This window comes from Aeromicrobium sp. Leaf350, assembly GCF_916858655.1.
Lineage (GTDB): Bacteria > Actinomycetota > Actinomycetes > Propionibacteriales > Nocardioidaceae > Aeromicrobium.
In genome coordinates this window covers 406,830-422,716 of record NZ_CAKASL010000001.1, presented here as the reverse complement: position 1 = coordinate 422,716, position 15,887 = coordinate 406,830, and the positions used below count along the sequence as shown (strand labels likewise).

17 protein-coding genes are annotated in these 15,887 nt (G+C 72.3%); 8 read left to right on the top strand and 9 right to left on the bottom strand.

The genetic code is table 11. From position 1 onward, the window contains the following. The first annotated feature begins 4 nt into the window (after positions 1-4). Genes LO931_RS02160 through LO931_RS02150 form a run of 3 tightly spaced genes read left to right on the top strand, consistent with a single transcriptional unit; the run spans position 5 to position 2,878 of the window. Complete coding sequence (locus tag LO931_RS02160; protein WP_229051562.1) at positions 5-1,504, top strand: tripartite tricarboxylate transporter permease; 1,500 nt, start codon at positions 5-7, stop codon at positions 1,502-1,504. After that, positions 1,501-1,890, top strand: a complete 390-nt coding sequence (locus LO931_RS02155) for a universal stress protein (RefSeq protein WP_229051561.1) — start codon at positions 1,501-1,503, stop codon at positions 1,888-1,890. The genes LO931_RS02160 and LO931_RS02155 overlap by 4 nt, the downstream gene beginning before the upstream one ends. Positions 1,891-1,897: 7 nt before the next feature. Beyond that, complete coding sequence (locus LO931_RS02150) at positions 1,898-2,878, top strand: zinc-binding dehydrogenase (protein ID WP_229051560.1); 981 nt, start codon at positions 1,898-1,900, stop codon at positions 2,876-2,878. A gap of 80 nt (positions 2,879-2,958) precedes the next feature. Here LO931_RS02150 and LO931_RS02145 read toward each other — a convergent pair whose 3' ends face one another. Genes LO931_RS02145 through kdgD form a run of 3 tightly spaced genes read right to left on the bottom strand, consistent with a single transcriptional unit; the run spans position 2,959 to position 6,653 of the window. Beyond that, positions 2,959-4,191 (bottom strand): mandelate racemase/muconate lactonizing enzyme family protein, encoded by a 1,233-nt coding sequence (locus tag LO931_RS02145; protein ID WP_229051559.1) that lies wholly within the window; start codon positions 4,189-4,191, stop codon positions 2,959-2,961. Between the two features lies 1 nt (position 4,192). Continuing rightward, positions 4,193-5,734 carry an aldehyde dehydrogenase (NADP(+)) gene (locus LO931_RS02140; protein ID WP_229051558.1) on the bottom strand — a complete coding sequence of 514 codons (1,542 nt, stop codon included), beginning with the start codon at positions 5,732-5,734 and terminating at the stop codon, positions 4,193-4,195. Between the two features lie 4 nt (positions 5,735-5,738). Then, positions 5,739-6,653, bottom strand: coding sequence for a 5-dehydro-4-deoxyglucarate dehydratase (gene kdgD / locus LO931_RS02135; RefSeq protein WP_229051557.1), 915 nt, complete (start codon positions 6,651-6,653; stop codon positions 5,739-5,741). A gap of 153 nt (positions 6,654-6,806) precedes the next feature. Here kdgD and LO931_RS02130 point away from each other — a divergent pair, with 153 nt between their 5' ends. Next, positions 6,807-7,682, top strand: coding sequence for a DUF817 domain-containing protein (locus LO931_RS02130; RefSeq protein WP_229051556.1), 876 nt, complete (start codon positions 6,807-6,809; stop codon positions 7,680-7,682). Here LO931_RS02130 and soxR read toward each other — a convergent pair. Beyond that, the gene (gene soxR, locus LO931_RS02125; protein ID WP_229051555.1) at positions 7,618-8,106 is read right to left on the bottom strand and encodes a redox-sensitive transcriptional activator SoxR; all 489 of its coding nucleotides are present in this window, start codon (positions 8,104-8,106) and stop codon (positions 7,618-7,620) included. The genes LO931_RS02130 and soxR overlap by 65 nt on opposite strands. 37 nt (positions 8,107-8,143) lie before the next feature. Between soxR and LO931_RS02120 the strand changes: the two genes are divergently transcribed. Together LO931_RS02120 and LO931_RS02115 are read left to right on the top strand one after the other, a co-directional pair. Continuing rightward, the gene (locus LO931_RS02120) at positions 8,144-9,073 is read left to right on the top strand and encodes a zinc-binding dehydrogenase (protein ID WP_229051554.1); all 930 of its coding nucleotides are present in this window, start codon (positions 8,144-8,146) and stop codon (positions 9,071-9,073) included. After that, entirely contained in the window at positions 9,070-10,428 is a 1,359-nt protein-coding gene (locus LO931_RS02115; protein WP_229051553.1) for an MFS transporter, read from the top strand. Before LO931_RS02120 ends, LO931_RS02115 begins: the two co-directional genes overlap by 4 nt. Here the strand turns inward: LO931_RS02115 and LO931_RS02110 are convergent. Genes LO931_RS02110 through LO931_RS02100 form a run of 3 tightly spaced genes read right to left on the bottom strand, consistent with a single transcriptional unit; the run spans position 10,425 to position 12,497 of the window. Beyond that, on the bottom strand, positions 10,425-11,198 hold the full coding sequence (locus LO931_RS02110; protein WP_229051552.1) for an SCO1664 family protein: 774 nt from the start codon (positions 11,196-11,198) through the stop codon (positions 10,425-10,427). The genes LO931_RS02115 and LO931_RS02110 overlap by 4 nt on opposite strands. Beyond that, positions 11,195-11,767 (bottom strand): DUF3090 domain-containing protein, encoded by a 573-nt coding sequence (locus tag LO931_RS02105; RefSeq protein ID WP_229051551.1) that lies wholly within the window; start codon positions 11,765-11,767, stop codon positions 11,195-11,197. The genes LO931_RS02110 and LO931_RS02105 overlap by 4 nt, the downstream gene beginning before the upstream one ends. A gap of 10 nt (positions 11,768-11,777) precedes the next feature. After that, on the bottom strand, positions 11,778-12,497 hold the full coding sequence (locus LO931_RS02100; protein WP_229051550.1) for a histidine phosphatase family protein: 720 nt from the start codon (positions 12,495-12,497) through the stop codon (positions 11,778-11,780). A gap of 29 nt (positions 12,498-12,526) precedes the next feature. On the opposite strand from LO931_RS02100, the gene LO931_RS02095 reads away from it, so the two are divergent. Then, complete coding sequence (locus LO931_RS02095) at positions 12,527-13,294, top strand: crotonase/enoyl-CoA hydratase family protein (RefSeq protein ID WP_229051549.1); 768 nt, start codon at positions 12,527-12,529, stop codon at positions 13,292-13,294. A gap of 75 nt (positions 13,295-13,369) precedes the next feature. Here the strand turns inward: LO931_RS02095 and purT are convergent, their stop codons facing one another. Next, complete coding sequence (purT, locus tag LO931_RS02090) at positions 13,370-14,569, bottom strand: formate-dependent phosphoribosylglycinamide formyltransferase (protein ID WP_229051548.1); 1,200 nt, start codon at positions 14,567-14,569, stop codon at positions 13,370-13,372. A 17-nt stretch (positions 14,570-14,586) separates the two neighbouring features. On the opposite strand from purT, the gene LO931_RS02085 reads away from it, so the two are divergent. After that, complete coding sequence (locus tag LO931_RS02085) at positions 14,587-15,000, top strand: NUDIX domain-containing protein (protein ID WP_229051547.1); 414 nt, start codon at positions 14,587-14,589, stop codon at positions 14,998-15,000. Here the strand turns inward: LO931_RS02085 and LO931_RS02080 are convergent. Next, entirely contained in the window at positions 14,984-15,868 is an 885-nt protein-coding gene (locus LO931_RS02080; protein WP_229051546.1) for a VOC family protein, read from the bottom strand. The two genes, LO931_RS02085 and LO931_RS02080, sit on opposite strands and share 17 nt — an antisense overlap. Positions 15,869-15,887 lie beyond the last annotated feature (19 nt).

The following is a 15,887-nucleotide window of genomic DNA, read 5'->3' as shown; positions in this document are numbered from 1 at the left end:
CACGATGGACTTTGCACCTGTCATCGACGGCTTCGGCGTCGTCCTGCAGCCCGAGAACCTGCTCTTCTGCCTGATCGGCGTCACCGTCGGCATGCTGATCGGCGTGCTCCCGGGCCTCGGCCCGGCGGCCACCGTCGCGATCCTGCTGCCGATCACGCTCACGGTCGAGCCCGTCACGGCCATCATCATGCTCGCCGGCATCTTCTACGGCGCGCAGTACGGCGGCACGATCACGTCGGTCCTGCTGCGGCTGCCCGGCGAGGCGTCATCGGTCGTCACGGTGTTCGACGGCTACGCGATGGCCCGGCAGGGCCGCGCCGGCGCGGCCCTCGGCATCGCCGCCATCGGCTCGTTCGTGGGCGGCACGATCGCCATCATCGGCCTGACCTTCTTCGCCCCGCTCGTCGCGTCGTTCGCGCTCGACTTCGGTCCGCCGGAGTACACGATCCTCGCGCTCCTGGGCATCCTGCTGGTCGCCTCGGTCGGCAGCGGCACGCTGGTCAAGGCCCTGATCGCCGCGGGCATCGGCCTGCTGCTCGCCACGATCGGCCGTGACGGCTTCACCGGCTCCGAGCGCTTCACCTTCGACGTCCTGCAGCTCAGCGACGGCATCGACTTCGTGCCGATCGCGATGGGGGTGTTCGGCCTCGGCGAGATCCTCTACAACCTCGAGGACCGCAACAACAACACCAAGGCGCCGACCAAGGTCACCAAGGTGCTGCCCAGCAAGGCGGAGATCAAGCAGTCCTCCGGCGCCATCGGACGCGGATCGGTCATCGGCTTCTTCCTCGGCATCCTGCCCGGCGGCGGCGCGGTCCTGTCCTCCCTCGCGGCCTACGCCTACGAGAAGAAGTGCTCCAAGAACCCCGAGCGCTTCGGCCAGGGTGCGATCGAGGGCGTCGCCGCCCCGGAGTCGGCCAACAACGCCGCCGCGACCTCGTCGTTCATCCCGCTGCTGACCCTCGGCATCCCCGCCAACGCCACGATCGCCGTGATCTACGGCGCGCTGCTGATCCAGGGCGTGACGCCCGGTCCGCAGCTCGTCGAGGACAACCCGGACATCTTCTGGGGCGTGGTGAACTCGATGTACATCGGCAACGTCTTCCTGCTGATCATGAGCATCCCGCTGATCGGCATCTTCGTGAAGATCCTGCAGGTGCGGGCCGCGATCCTCGCACCCATCACGGTGCTGATCACCCTGATCGGCGCCTACACGATCGCCAACAGCGTCTTCGACATCTTCCTGGTCTGCCTCTTCGGCGCGATCGGCTACCTGATGAAGAAGGTCGGCCTCGAGCCCGGCCCGCTGGTGCTGGCCTTCGTGCTCGGCGTGCTGCTGGAGACCGCGCTGCGCCGCTCGCTGATCCTGTTCGGTGGCGACCCCACCGGGTTCATCGGTCGGCCGATCTCGGGCACGCTGGTGGCGATCCTCGTCGCCGTGATCGCGTTCCCGCTCATCGCGAAGCTGTGGAAGAGCAAGACCAAGCAGAAGGAGCTCGTATGACCGTGCTGGTGGGATTCCTCCCGACCGCCGAGGGCGAGGCCGCGTTCCGCGCCGGCATCGACGAGGCGAAGCGGCGTGGCGAGAGCCTGACGCTGGTCAACTCACCGCGCGCCGGTGCCCCCGTGACGACGTCGCAGGCCGACGAGGCGTCGCTCGCCGCCCTCGTGGCCGCGGCCTCCGAGGCGGGCGTCGAGCTCGTCGTGCGGCAGGACCCGCACGAGGACGACCTCGCCGGCACGGTGCTCGCGATCGCCGACGAGGTCGACGCCTCGGTCATCGTGATCGGTCTGCGTCACCGCTCGGTCGTCGGGAAGCTCCTGATGGGCAGCAGCGCCCAGCGCCTGCTGCTCGACAGCACGCGGCCCGTGCTCGCCGTCAAGCCGTAGCGTCCTGATGCGCGCTGCCTTCATGCGGCAGGCGGGGCTCGTGGAGGTCGGTGACTTCCCCGAGCCCGTCGCGGCGCCCGGGGAGGTGCTGGTCCGCATGCACCACGCGTCGATCTGCGGTTCCGACACCCACGTGGTGCTCGACGGCTTCCACCGTCCGGAGCGGTTCGGCGAGCCCGGCTACCCCGGGCACGAGGGCGTCGGGGTCGTGGAGGCCTCGCACTCGGACCGGTTCGCCGTCGGCGACCGGGTGCTGACGGTGCCTCCGGGCTGGCTCGGGGCGTGCTTCGCGGAGCTGCAGGTCGTGCCGGAGGGCTACCTCGTGCCGGTGCCGGACGACGTGTCGCTGCAGCGCGGGCTCATGGCCCAGCAGCTCGGCACCACCGTGTTCGCGATGAAGAAGTTCGGTCGCCCCGACGGCGACGTCGCCGTCGTGATCGGTGCCGGCTCGGCCGGCCTGTACTTCGTGCAGCACCTGCGGAAGCTCGGCTACCCCGAGGTCGTCGTGTCGGAGCCCGACCCCACCCGCCGGGCCCTCGCCCGACGGCTCGGTTCGACCCGGGTCGTGGACCCGACGACCGAGTCGCTGGTCGACGTCGTCGCGCACCTGTCCGACGGCACCGGAGCCGCCCTCGTGATCGAGGCGGCCGGCTACGACGCCCTGCGCGCCGAGGCGATCGAGATCGTGCGCCACAGCGGCACCGTCGGCTTCTTCGGCTACCCCGAGGTGCCCGGCGACGCCCCGTACCCGTCGTTCCTGGCCTTCCGTCGCAACCTCTCGATCGAGTGGGTCAACGGCGCCCAGCTCGAGCCCGGGCTCGCCTCCTTCCGCGAGGCGATGGACCTCATCGCGGCCGGCGACATCCAGGTCGACCACAACCTCGAGCGCTTCCTCGACCTCGAGGACGTGCACGAGGCCGTCGTGCTGGCCAAGCGGGCCGGCGGCGGCGCGGCGAAGGTCAACCTGACGCTGCCGGCGGGACGCTGAGCGTCACACATCTCGTCCGGAATGCACGAGACCCCCTCCACTCGCGGGGTGGAGGGGGCCGGATCGTGCGGGCGGGTGCGTCAGGCGCGCTTGCCGAACTCGGCGGTGGAGACGGTCCAGGCGCGGGCCTGCTCGCTGAGCGTGAAGCCGAGGCCCGGACGGTCCGAGACCCACATGCGGCCGTCGCGCGTCTCGAGGGACTCGTTGAACAGCGGGTCGAGCCAGTCGAAGTGCTCGACCCACGGCTCGATCGAGTAGGCCGCCGCGAGGTGGACGTGGATCTCCATCGCGAAGTGCGGGGCCAGCTCGAGCTGCTTGGACTCCATGATGGTCGTCAGCTTGAGGAACTGCGTGATGCCACCGATGCGCGGGGCGTCGGGCTGCACGATGTCCTGGGCGCCGACCTCGATGAGGTGCAGGTGCTCGGCGACGCTCGCCAGCATCTCGCCGGTCGCGATCGGGGTGTCGAGCGAGCGACGCAGCTCGGCGTGGCCCTCGGCGTCGTACGCGTCGAGCGGCTCCTCGATCCAGACGAGGTTGAACTCCTCGAAGATCCGGCCCATGCGCATCGCGGTGGCGCGGTCCCACTGCTGGTTCGCGTCGACCATGAGCGGCACGTCGGCGTCGAGGAACTCACGCACGGCGGTCACGCGGGCGACGTCGGTGCGCCAGTCGGGCTGGCCGACCTTGAGCTTGATCGCACCGATGCCGGCCTCGAGCGACGCCGCGGCGTTCTCCTTGACCTGCTCGATCGGGGTGTGCAGGAAGCCACCCGAGGTGTTGTAGGTGCGCACCGAGTCGCGGTGCGAGCCGATCAGCTTGGCCAGGGGCAGGCCCGCGCGCTTGGACTTCAGGTCCCACAGCGCCACGTCGAACGCGGCGATGGCCTGCGTGGCCAGGCCGCTGCGGCCCACCGAGGCGCCGGCCCAGCTGAGCTTGACCCACAGCTTGGCGATGTCGCTCGGGTCCTCGCCGATCAGGACGTCACCGATCTCCTTGGCATGCGCGAACTGGCCGGGGCCGCCCGCACGCTTGGAGTACGAGAAGCCGACGCCCTCGTGGCCGCCCTCGGTCTGGATCTCGACGACGAGGAACACGACCTCGGTCATGGGCTTCTGGCGGCCGGTCAGGACCTTGGCGTCGCTGATCGGCGTCGACAGCGGCAGCACGACCGAGGAAAGCTTGACGTGCGCGATGCGGTCGACCGTCGCCGGGCCGGCCGAGGCGGCCAGGATCGCGGCGTCGGGTCCCGAGAGGGCGCTGGTCGTGGGGGTCGTGCTCGCAGTGCTGGATGCAGGGTTCGTCACGGTCATGTCACTCCTGGGTGGGGGCCGGCTGGAGGCGGCCGTCGACGGTGCGCGGGACGCCATAGGGGTTCTCGTCACGCAGCTCGGGTGGCAGGAGCGCCGCGGGGACGTCCTGGTAGGCGACGGGGCGCAGGAAGCGCTCGATCGCGCGGCTGCCGACCGAGGTGCTCGCCGGGGCCGAGGTGGCGGGGTACGGGCCGCCGTGGACCATCGTGTGGCCCACGTCGACGCCGGTGGGCCAGCCGTTGACGAGCACGCGGCCGGCGACGAGCTCGAGCTCGCCGATCAGGTCGCGCGCCAGGTCGTCGTCACCGTCGCCCAGGTGGAGGGTGGCGGTGAGCTGGCCCTCGAGCCGCTCGGCCAGCTCCGGCAGGCGAGCCGGGTCCGAGACGCGCACGACGAGCGCGGCGGGGCCGAACATCTCGTCGTGCAGGTTCGGGTTCTCGTCCAGCACCGCATCGGTGGTCTCGAACAGGCGGGGCGTGGACGACACGGCCGCGTCGCCCGGCGCCTGACCGGCGCCGACCTGCGTGACGCCGTCGGTGCCGCCGGTGCGGTCGGTGGCGGCGTCGAACGCTCCGGCGATGCCCGCCGTGAGCATGGGACCGGCGGCGATGTCGGCGAGGGCGTCGCCCGCGGCCTTCACGAACACGTCCGCACCGGCGCCGTCGGCCACGAAGACGAGACCGGGCTTGGTGCAGAGCTGGCCGGCGCTGCCGGTCAGGGAGGTCACGAAGCCGCGCGCGACGTCGCAGGCGCGCTCCTCGAGGGCGCCGGGGAGCAGGAAGACCGGGTTGACGGCCGACATCTCGGCGTAGACCGGGATCGGTACGGGGCGCGCCTGGGCAGCCGCGACGAGCGCGAGTCCGCCACCGCGGGAGCCGGTGAAGCCGACGGCCTTGATGCGCGGGTCGGTCACCAGGGCCGTGCCCAGCTCGTGCGTCGTGCCCTGCAGGAGCGAGAAGACGCCCTCGGGCAGGCCGGCCTCGGCGACGGCAGCGCTGATCGCGCGACCGACGATCTCCGACGTGCCCGGATGTGCGGGGTGGCCCTTGACGACCACGGGGCAGCCGGCGGCGAACGCCGAGGCGGTGTCGCCACCGGCGACCGAGAACGCGAGCGGGAAGTTGCTGGCGCCGAAGACCGCGACCGGGCCGAGCGGCACGGCGCGCTGACGCAGGTCCGGACGGGGGAGCGGTGCGCGGTCCGGGAGCGCGGGATCGATGCGCACGTCACGCCAGGCGCCGTCGCGCACGACCGCGGCGAACAGCCGCAGCTGGCCGACCGTGCGGCCCGTCTCGCCCTGCACGCGACCGAGTGGCAGGCCGGTCTCGGCCTGCACGCGGGGCCACAGCTCGTCGGTGGACGCCTCGATGTGGGCCGCGATGCTCTCGAGGAACGCGGCGCGCGCCTCGGGGGTGGTCGCGCGGAACGCGGGGAACGCCTCCGCGGCGAGGCGCGTCGCGCGCTCGACCTCGGCGGGCCCCTGCTCCGGGAACTCCGGGGCGAGGGCCTCGCCGGTGGCGGGGTTGGTGGCGTGGAACGTCATGGGGTCAGGACACCTTCTTCACGAGGTCGGTGAGCTCGGCGAGCTGGCTGTCGGTCAGGTCGGTGATGGGCGGGCGCACCGGGCCGGCCGTGCGGCCGATCGCCGTCATGCCGGCCTTCACGATGCTGACGGCGTACCCGGCGCTCTGGTTGCGCAGGTTGCAGTAGGGAATCACGAAGTCGTTCAGCGCGGTGCGCACGTGGTCGGTGTCGTTCGCGCGGACCGCGGCGTAGAAGTCGAGCGCGAACTGCGGCACGAAGTTGAAGATCGCCGACGAGTAGGTCGTCAGGCCCAGGCTCAGGTAGGGGAGCGCGAACATCTCGGCGGTCGGCAGGCCACCCACGTAGAGCAGGCGGTCGCCGATCTGCGAGTAGATGCGCGTCATCTGGTCGACGTCGCCGCCGCCGTCCTTGAAGCCGATCAGGTTGGGGCACGCCTCCACGAGACGGGCGACCGTGACGTCGGAGTAGATCGCGTTGGCGCGGTTGTAGATGATGACGCCGAGCGAGGTCGCGTCGCAGACCGCCTTGACGTGCTGGAAGAGCCCCTCCTGGCCGGCCTCGGTCAGGTAGGGCGGGAACAGCAGGATGCCCGCGGCGCCCGCGGCCTCGGCGGCCTGGGCCAGCTCGATCGCGGTGCGCGTGCCGTAGCCGGCGGGGGCCAGCACGGGCGTGCCCTCGGGCGCGCTCTGCACGGCGGCGGTGACGACCTGCACGACCTCGGGGGTCGTGAGCGAGAAGAACTCGCCCGTGCCACCCGCGGCGAACAGCCCGGCGGCGTCGTACTGGCCGAGCCACTCGATGTTCTCGCGGTAGGCGGCCTCGTCGACCGCGAGGTCGACGGTGAAGTGCGTGACGGGGAACGAGAGCAGCCCCTGCCCGAGATGGGCGGCGAGCTCGGTGGGCGTCAGCGTGGTCATGGGTGCGGCTCCTCGGCACAGGGGTGTGGCGTTCACCACAGACCCTAGGAAGCCGATTGATCCACGTCCAACACTCTTACTGGATGGATTGATGCGCCGCGGGTATCGACAATGGTGCCGGCTCCGCGGCCCCTCGCGCTCTAGTCTGGGCCGGTGCGGCAGGGACCCGGTGGCGACGCGACGTCGCTCGAGCTGCGGCTCCTGGCGTGGGCTCGAGGCCAGCTCGAGGGGGCGCCCTCGACCGGCTGGCGGGGTGGTGTCGTCGAGCTGCTCGTGTTCGGCGTCAAGCAGGCCTGGGCCTGCGTCTTCGGGGCCCTCATGCTGCTCGTGCTGGTCGTCACGGCGGTGGCCTACCCGGAGGGTGCGGCGCTCGATCGCAACGACGCACTCGTGCTCCTCGCGGTCCTGATCCAGCTGGGCATGGTGCTCGGCCGGCTCGAGACGGGGCGCGAGCTCTGGGTCGTCGTGCTCTTCCACGTCGCGGGAACCGGTATGGAGCTGTTCAAGACCTCGGTCGGCTCGTGGAGCTACGAGGGCGGAGGCGTGCTGCACCTCGGGTCCGTGCCGCTCTACAGCGGCTTCATGTACGCCGCTGTCGGTTCGTACATGGTGCGCGTCATGCGCCTCTTCGACCTGCGCTTCTCGCGGTACCCGCCCTTGTGGGCCTCGGCCGTGGTCGCGGTCTGCGTGTACGTGAACTTCTTCACGCACCACTACGTGCTCGACGCGCGATACGTGCTGCTCGCGGCGGTCGTGCTGCTCTGGGGGCGGTGCGTCATGCACTTCAGGGTGCACCGACACGTGCTGCGGATGCCGGTGGTGGTGGCGTTCGCGCTCGTCGCGTTCTTCATCTGGATCGCCGAGAACGTCGCCACGGCGGCCGGCGCGTGGTTCTACCCGAGTCAGCTCGACGGGTGGGAGATGGTGCCCTTCACGAAGTTCGTCTCGTGGTTCCTGCTGATGATCATCTCGGTCGTGCTCGTGACGTTCGTGTACCGGCCGCGGGAGCCGGCGGACGCTCCAGCCTGACGGCTCCTGGACCGCGCTCCGCGAGCGTGTCGTCGGGGTTGTAGAGCGTGCACGAGCGCAACGACAGGCAGCCGCAGCCGATGCAGCCGTCGAGGTCGTCGCGCAGGGCCTCGAGGCGTGCGATCCGGTCGTCGAGCTCGGAGCGCCACGAGCGCGAGAGCCGCGACCAGTCGGCCTTCGTCGGCGTGCGCCCCTCCGGCAGGGTCGCCAGCGCGTCGCGGATGTCGGCCAGTGGGATGCCGATGCGCTGCGAGACCCGGATGAAGCCGATGCGTCGCAGCACCTCGCGTCGGTAGCGGCGCTGGTTGCCGGCCGTGCGCTCGCTCGCGATGAGCCCGTTGCGCTCGTAGAAGTGGAGGGCGGAGACCGCGACGCCGGACCGCGCCGCGACGTCGCCAGGTGTGAGGGTCGCCGGAGTGCTCATTTGACCTCAACCATAGTTCAGGTTGTTCGATCGGACCATGCGCGCGATCAGACACCATCGATTCGGTCCCCCCGACGTCCTCCAGCTCGACGACGTGCCCGTTCCGGAGCCGGCGGACGGGCAGCTCCGCATCGTGGTCGAGGCGGCCGGGGTGCACGTCCTCGACACCACGATCCGGTCCGGGGACCCGAACGGGCCGATGGCCCTGCCCGAGCTGCCGACGGTGCCCGGGCGCGAGGTCGCTGGTGTCGTGGACGCCGTGGGCCCCGGGGTGTCGGCCGACTGGATCGGCAGCCACGTCGTCGCGCACCTGGGGTTCACGAGCGGTGGGTACGCCGAGATGGCCGTCGTGGCCGCCGACCGTGCCTACCGGGTGCCGGACGGGCTCTCGTCCGCTCTGGCCGTCGCGGCGATCGGCACCGGGCGCACGGCCGCCGGGATCCTGACGATCGCGGAGCTGACCGACGACGACGTCGTCGCCGTGACGTCTGCCGCGGGTGGGCTGGGTGTGCTGCTGGTGCAGGGCGCCGTGGGTGCCGGTGCGCGCGTGGTGGGCCTGGCCAGCCGTGCCAAGCGTGAGCTCGTCGAGTCGCTCGGTGCCGAGTTCGTCGACTACGGCGGCGACGTGCCGGAGCTCTCCGTCGTGCTCGACGGCGTCGGTGGTGCCGTCGGGCGGGAGCTGTTCGCGCGGCTGCGCCAGGGCGGCCGGCTGGTGCGGTTCGGCTGGTCGTCGGGCGAGCAGAACGCCTACGCCGACCCCGAGCGTCGCGTGCTGGACGTGCTCGGCCCGTTCATGCTGGAGAACCTCACGCGGTTTGAGCGGGAGTCGCTCGCGGCAGCCGCAGACGGGACACGGGTGCCGTCGGTGTCTGCCTTCGACCTCGCCGATGCCGCCGCAGCGCACCGGGCCCTGGAGGAGCGGCGCACGACGGGCAAGGTCGTGCTGCTGACCGGGTCCGCCTCGTGACGGCCGTCAGCGACCCGCGCACGGCCGCGACCCCGTGGTCGAGGGGGCACGCCGGCGTGACGGTCGGGGTGTTCTCGCTGGCGTTCCTGTTCGCCTTCGAGGCCCTCGCCGTCGCGACGGTCATGCCGGACGTGGTCCGCGAGCTCGACGGCCTCTCGCTCTACGCCGTCGCGTTCGCCGCGCCGCTCGCGGCGTCCATCCTCGCGCTCGTCGTCGCGGGACCCGCCGCGGACCGGCACGGTCCTGTCCCGGTGCTGAACGTCGGGCTCGTCGTCTTCTGCGTCGGGGTGGTCGTGGCGGGCGTGGCGCCGTCGATGGAGGTCTTCATCGCCGGACGTCTGCTCCACGGCGCCGGCGGCGGGGCACTCGGCATCGCGCTGTACGTCGTCATCGCCGAGGCCTACCCGAGCGAGCTCAGGCCCCGGGTGTTCGCGATCCTCACGAGCGCCTGGGTGCTGCCGGCCGTCGTGGGGCCGAGCATCGCTGCCGGCGTGGCCGCGGTGGCGGGCTGGCGCTGGGTCTTCCTCGCCGTGCCCGTGCTCGCCGTCGTGGCGTGGTGGATGGTGCGCTCGGCCGGGGTCGTGCCCCGCGACGGTGCTCCGGCCACCAGGCTCTCGGGCACCCGCGTGTGGCTCGCGGTGCTGGCCGCGACGGGAGTCCTCGCCGTGAGCGCGGGCGGGCAGCGTGACCTCGACGCCTGGCCGGTCGTCGTGGCCGCCGGGCTGCTGCTGGCGCTCGGCGCCGGAGCACGCCTCCTGCCGCGTGGTGCGTGGAGCGGGGCGCGCGGGCTGCCGAGCATGATCGGCACGCGCGGGGCCATCGGCGCCTCCTTCACGCTCGCCGAGGTCAACCTGCCCCTGCTCCTGGTGCTCGGTCGCGACCTCCCGCTGGTGGCCGTGGGCGCCGTGCTGACCTCGGGAGCCGTGACCTGGTGCCTGGGCGCGGTGCTCGCCGCGCGCTGGGGGCGGCTGGCCGACAAGGTCCTGCGCGTGCGGCTCGGCGCCGCTCTAGTGGCGACGGGTGTCGCGGGTTCGGCCCTCGCGGCCGTGCCCGCGGTGCCGCTGGCCGTCCCGGTCGCGTTCTGGGGGATCGGCGGGCTGGGCATCGGCATGGCGTTCTCGACCATCTCCGTGCTCGTGCTCGACGCCTCCGCAGGCGGCACGTACGGCTCCAGCTCCTCGGCGCTGCAGCTCAACGACTACCTCGTCACGAGCACCGTGCTGGCGGTCGGCAGCGTGGTCTTCGCCGGCTTCGTCGACTCCACACCGGTCACGGGGGCGACGCTGCTGATCGGCCTCGCGGTCGGCGTGGCGCTGCTCGCCTCGGTGACCGCCGCTCGCATCCGGACCTCCTAGAACGGAGGCCAGGGGACGGCGGGCATGTGGCCGCTCGGAGCGGGGAACGTGCCGACGTCGTGGAGGCGGTCGCAGCGGGTCGCGAGCGCCTCGATCTCCTCGGCGGTGACGTGCTCGGCCAGGGCGGTGCCGAGGTCACCGACCAGCGCGTCGCGCACGCGGTCGACGCCGGCGAGCTCCTCGGCCGTGAGCGGCTCGCCGATCCATCCCCACAGCACGGTGCGCAGCTTGTGCTCGGCGTGGAACGTGAGCCCGTGGTCGATGCCGAAGCGGTGCCCGTCCGCCATCTCCAGCACGTGGCCGCCCTTGCGGTCGGCGTTGTTCGTGACGACGTCGAGCACAGCCATGCGTCGCAGGGCCGCGGACTCCTCGTGCACCAGCGAGACGAGGTTCTCCTCCGCGTCGAGACCGTCGATCACGTGGTGCCAGCCCTCGGGCTGGTCGTCGGCGGGCACGAGCGTGACGGCCTCCTGGGTGCGGTCGGGCTCGCACCAGAGCTGCACCATGCCAGGCCCGACCGGCCCGTCGCGCAGCCACGTGCGGGGCACGACGCCCCAGCCGGTCGCCTCGGAGACGAGGTAGGCCGCGACCTCACGCCCGGCCAGCGTGCCATCGGGGAAGTCCCACAGCGGCCGCTCGCCCGAGACGGGCTTGTACACGACGGCCGTGCCCTGCTCGGGGTCGCCGATGCGGCCGACGAGCGTGACGTTGGAGGCGGAACGGACCTGCGCGACGAGCACCAGCTCGTCCTCGAGCAGGTCGGGGGTCACCGGAACCCGTCAGGGAGCTCGCAGACGTGATCGCCCTCCATCGGCTCCCCGCACAGGGAGCAGACCGGTCGTCCCGACGACACGACGTCGCGGGCGCGCTTGGCGAACGCGCGGGCGCTGCCGACCGGGATCTTGACCCGCAGGACCTCGTCGGGCTCGATCTCGATCTCGACGATCTCGCCGGACGCGTCGCCCTCGAGCGCGTCGACGTCGATCTCGGCGATCGCGTAGGCCTCGATCACGAGCTGGGAGATGTTCGGGTCCCACCCAAGGCTCATGGTCCCGGCGCGGAACAGGTCGGCGACGGGCTCGTCGAGCGGGTCGGTGTCGTCCAGCTCGACCGGCGTGCCGGACGGGACGCTGAACGGGTTGCCGTCCTCGGCCATGAGGCTGTCGAGCACCTCGTCGATGCGGTCGGCCAGGGCGGAGGCCTGCTGCTTCTCCAGCGAGACGCTCACGACGTCCTGGCCCGTGCGGACCTGCAGGAAGAACGTGCGGTCGCCGGGGGCGCCGACGGTGCCGACCACGAAGCGGTCGGGCCAGTCGAAGGCGTGCACGGTGGGAGCCATGTCCTCCATGCTAGGAGCCCTCCGGTGGAGCCGCGCCTGGTCCCGCCCCTCCACCGACCGCAGCATCCTCCGACGGGGCCTCCGACCCGGGCTTCGGAGCCAGCCATGCCAGGTCTCCCGCGTGCGTGTTGACGCTGACGACGTGGGGGCGCGCGCGGCCGTAGCGGATGATCGTGACCGACGCCGGGTCGGCCTGCACACGCTGGAAGAGGTCGAGGTGCATGCCGTAGGCGTCGGCGACGACCGCCTTGATGATGTCGCCATGGCTCACGGCTGCCCAGACCGCCTCGGGGCCGTGCTCGGCGGTGATCGCGGCGTCGTGCCCGCGGATCGCGGCGACGGAGCGGGACTGCATGGCGTGGATCGACTCGCCGCCGGGGAAGGCCGCGGCGGACGGGTGCGACTGGACGACCTTCCAGAGGTCCTCGCTCGCGAGGTCGGCGAGCGAGCGGCCCTGCCACTCGCCGTAGTCGCACTCGGAGATCGCGTCGTCGACGACGAGCGGCGGGCGGGTCGCCTGGCGTCGCGCGATCGCCTCGGTGGTCTGTCGGCAGCGGTCCAGCGGGCTCGAGACAATCGAGGCGAGCGGCACGACCGAGAGCCGGTCGCCGGTCGCGTCGACCTGCTCCTCGCCGGTCTCGTCCAGCAGGACTCCGGGGGTGCGTCCGGCCAGCAGGCCCGTCGCGTTGGCGGTCGTCCGGCCGTGGCGGACGAGGATGACGGTGGCCATGGACCGAGCCTAGGCGGCACCCTGTCGTCATGAGCATCGACGTCGAGCACCGTGGCCCTGTCACGGTCGTCACGATCAACCGCCCCGAGGTCCGCAACGCGGTCGACACCGAGCACGCGCACGCGCTGCACGCCGCCTTCCGCGCGTTCGACGCCGACGAGACGTCGTCGGTGGCCGTGCTCGCCGGAGCCGGGGGCACGTTCTGCGCGGGGGCCGACCTCGGTGCGGTGAGCGAGGGACGCATGCACGTGGAGCCGCCGGGCGGGGACGAGGTGCCCGGGCCGATGGGACCGACACGGCTGCTGCTCGGCAAGCCGGTCGTCGCCGCGGTCGACGGACACGCGGTGGCGGGTGGGCTCGAGCTCGCGGTGTGGTGCGACCTGCGGGTGGTCGACCCGTCCGCGATCTTCGGGGTCTACTGCCGCCGCTGGGGCGTGCCGCTGATCGACGGCGGGACGGTGCGTCTGCCCCGGCTCATCGGGCAGTCACGCGCGCTCGACCTGGTGCTCACGGGTCGCGCCGTGGAGGCCGACGAGGCGCTGGCGATCGGCCTGGCCAACCGGGTGAGCGAGCCGGGCGGGGTGCTGGAGGCTGCCGTCGCTCTGGCGGAGGAGCTGGCCGCGTTCCCGCAGACCTGCCTGCGCCAGGACCGCCTCTCGGTGCACGAGCAGGACGGCCTCGATCTCGGTGCCGCGATCGACGGCGAGTGGGACCACGGGGTCGTCTCGCTCCAGGAGGCGACGCAGGGCGCCGCCCGCTTCGCCGGCGGCGAGGGCCGCCACGGCACCTTCACCTGACGCGGGCGGTGACTTGTCGACCTCTCGCTGGGGCGGGCGGTGAGTTAGTGCCCTGTCGAGGGTCGCAAGAGGTCATTAACTCACCGCCCCCGGGTGGATGCGGGAGGCGGCGTCGGTGGCGCGGGCGCGGGCCTCGTCGGTCGTGTCGCCGCCGGCCACCGCGACACCCATGCGGCGACGCGTCAAGCTCTCGGGCTTGCCGAACAGGCGGAGGTCGCTCTCGGGCACCGTGAGCGCCTCGGCCACGCCGTCGAACGAGATGCCGACCGCCTCGACACCGCCGTAGATCACCGCGGACGCGCCCGGTCGGCGCAGCGTCGGGTCGACGGGCAGCCCGAGGATCGCGCGGGCGTGCAGCTCGAACTCGTTCTGCCGCTGCGTCGCCAGGGTGACCAGGCCGGTGTCGTGGGGCCGCGGGCTGACCTCCGAGAAGATCACCTCGTCGCCGCGCACGAACAGCTCGACGCCGAACAACCCGCGCCCACCGAGCGCGCCGGTGATCCGCTCGGCCTGGTCCCGGGCCGCCGCCAGCGCCGCCGCGCTCATGGCCTGCGGCTGCCACGACTCGACGTAGTCGCCGTCGACCTGACGGTGCCCGATCGGCTCGCAGAAGAACGTCTCGACCTCGCCCGACGCACCCACCGCCCGCACCGTCAGCTGGGTGATCTCGTAGTCGAAGTCGACGAAGCCCTCCACGATGACGCGGCCCGAGTCGACCCGCCCGCCCTCCGCCGCGTACGCCCAGGCGCCGGCCACGTCCTCGGGCGAGCGCACGACGCTCTGCCCCTTTCCGGAGGACGACATGACGGGCTTGACGACGCACGGGAAGCCGACGGCCTCGGCCCCGGCCGCGAGCTCGTCGGCCGAGTCGGCGAAGCGGTACGGCGACGTCGGCAGGCCCACCTCCTCGGCGGCCAGGCGACGGATGCCCTCGCGGTTCATCGTCAGCGACGTCGCGCGAGCGGTCGGGATCACGGTCGCGAGACCCTCGGCCTCGATGGCCAGCAGCGCCTCGGTCGCGATCGCCTCGATCTCCGGCACCACGAGGTGCGGCCGCTCGGCCTCGACGACCGCGCGCACGGCCGCCGGGTCGGTCATGTCGACGACGTGGCTGCGGTGCGCGACCTGCATCGCCGGGGCGTCGGCGTACCGGTCGACCGCGATCGTCTCCACGCCGAGGCGCTGCAGGGCGATCGTGACCTCCTTGCCGAGCTCGCCGGAGCCGAGCAGGAGGACGCGGGTGGCGGACGGGCTGAGCGGGGTGCCGATCGACATGGGGCCATCATGGTCCCGTGAGCGTCCCTCCCGTCATCGAGGTCGTGGCTGCCGTCGTCGTCGGACCCGACGACCGCACGCTCCTGGTGCGCAAGCGCGGCACGAGCGCCTTCATGAACCCCGGCGGGAAGCCGGAGCCGGGGGAGTCGCACCGGCAGGCGCTCGTGCGCGAGCTGCACGAGGAGATCGGCCTCACGGTCGACCCCGCCGAGCTGGAGCCGCTCGGCACGATCGAGACCGACGCGGCGAACGAGCCGGGACACCTGCTGGTCGCCCACGTCTTCACGCTCCGCGTCGCGTCAGCCGATCACCGCGTGGCGGCCGAGATCGAGGAGTCGCGCTGGGTCGACCCGGCCGATCCCGGCGACCTCCGGCTCGCACCGCTGGCGGCCGAGCACCTCCTGCCGGGTCTGGTCAGAGGTCGGCGATGACGATCTTGTGCATCTGCATGAGGGCGGCGTAGGAGCCGGGGCGCTGCATCAGCTCGTCGAGGTTGGACGGCACGACCTGCCAGCTCACGCCGACCTCGTCGACGCACCATCCGCACTGCTCGGCCTCCGGCACCCGTGACAGCGCGCCCCAGACCCGGTCGATCTCGTCCTGGCCGTCGCACGCGACCGACAGCGACACGGCGACGCCGAACGGCGCGTCCATCTCGACGCCGGTGTCCATCGCGACGATCCACGTGCCGCCGACCAGCGCGTCGCCGTACATCAGGTCACCGGCGGCTGCCGGTCCGGCGGGCTCGGGGTAGGTCGCCAGCGTGCCGATCTCGCCGCCGAGCACGTCGACGTAGCGGCGCAGGGTCTCCTCGGCGCGTCCGACGCGGTCGCCCGTCAGCAGCAGCGACGGCATGACGAAGGGCCGGTGCTCGCCCGAGCGGTCGGCGAGCGAGAGCTGCCAGGAGAACCCCGACCGGTCCTGCACCCACCCGTACCGCGGGTTGAACGGGTACTCGCCGAGCTCCATCAGGGCCGTGCCGCCGTCGATCAGCGCGTCCCACAGGGTGTCGACGTCCGCGGGGTCCATGAGCGAGACGGTGAACGAGATCGACGGGTTGGGCGTGAAGCCGGGGCCGCCGTTGATCGCGGTGAATGCGGTGTCGCCCAGCACGAAGTCGATCGTCAGGACCTCGCCGGCCAGGTGCTCCTGGAAGTCGAGCAGCCCCTCGGTCGGGTAGTGGTTCCGTCGGGTCACCCGGGCGCCTCCGGGCGAGACGGGGTCGAACGCCGCGACCAGCGCGTCGACGGCCTCGGTCATGCCGCTCGCGAACCAGAGGTTGGGCGTGATGGTCTGCACGTTGCTAGCGTCGCACGAC

Excerpts from the sequence above, each read along its gene's own strand:
- LO931_RS02140 (WP_229051558.1), bottom strand. The coding sequence starts at position 5,734 with ATGACGTTCCACGCCACCAACCCCGCCACCGGCGAGGCCCTCGCCCCG.
- LO931_RS02120 (WP_229051554.1), top strand. The coding sequence starts at position 8,144 with ATGCGCGCGATCAGACACCATCGATTCGGTCCCCCCGACGTCCTCCAG.
- LO931_RS02095 (WP_229051549.1), top strand. The coding sequence starts at position 12,527 with ATGAGCATCGACGTCGAGCACCGTGGCCCTGTCACGGTCGTCACGATC.
- kdgD (WP_229051557.1), bottom strand. The coding sequence starts at position 6,653 with ATGACCACGCTGACGCCCACCGAGCTCGCCGCCCATCTCGGGCAGGGG.
- soxR (WP_229051555.1), bottom strand. The coding sequence starts at position 8,106 with ATGAGCACTCCGGCGACCCTCACACCTGGCGACGTCGCGGCGCGGTCC.
- purT (WP_229051548.1), bottom strand. The coding sequence starts at position 14,569 with ATGTCGATCGGCACCCCGCTCAGCCCGTCCGCCACCCGCGTCCTCCTG.
- LO931_RS02160 (WP_229051562.1), top strand. The coding sequence starts at position 5 with ATGGACTTTGCACCTGTCATCGACGGCTTCGGCGTCGTCCTGCAGCCC.
- LO931_RS02100 (WP_229051550.1), bottom strand. The coding sequence starts at position 12,497 with ATGGCCACCGTCATCCTCGTCCGCCACGGCCGGACGACCGCCAACGCG.
- LO931_RS02155 (WP_229051561.1), top strand. The coding sequence starts at position 1,501 with ATGACCGTGCTGGTGGGATTCCTCCCGACCGCCGAGGGCGAGGCCGCG.
- LO931_RS02105 (WP_229051551.1), bottom strand. The coding sequence starts at position 11,767 with ATGGCTCCCACCGTGCACGCCTTCGACTGGCCCGACCGCTTCGTGGTC.
- LO931_RS02150 (WP_229051560.1), top strand. The coding sequence starts at position 1,898 with ATGCGCGCTGCCTTCATGCGGCAGGCGGGGCTCGTGGAGGTCGGTGAC.
- LO931_RS02145 (WP_229051559.1), bottom strand. The coding sequence starts at position 4,191 with ATGACCGTGACGAACCCTGCATCCAGCACTGCGAGCACGACCCCCACG.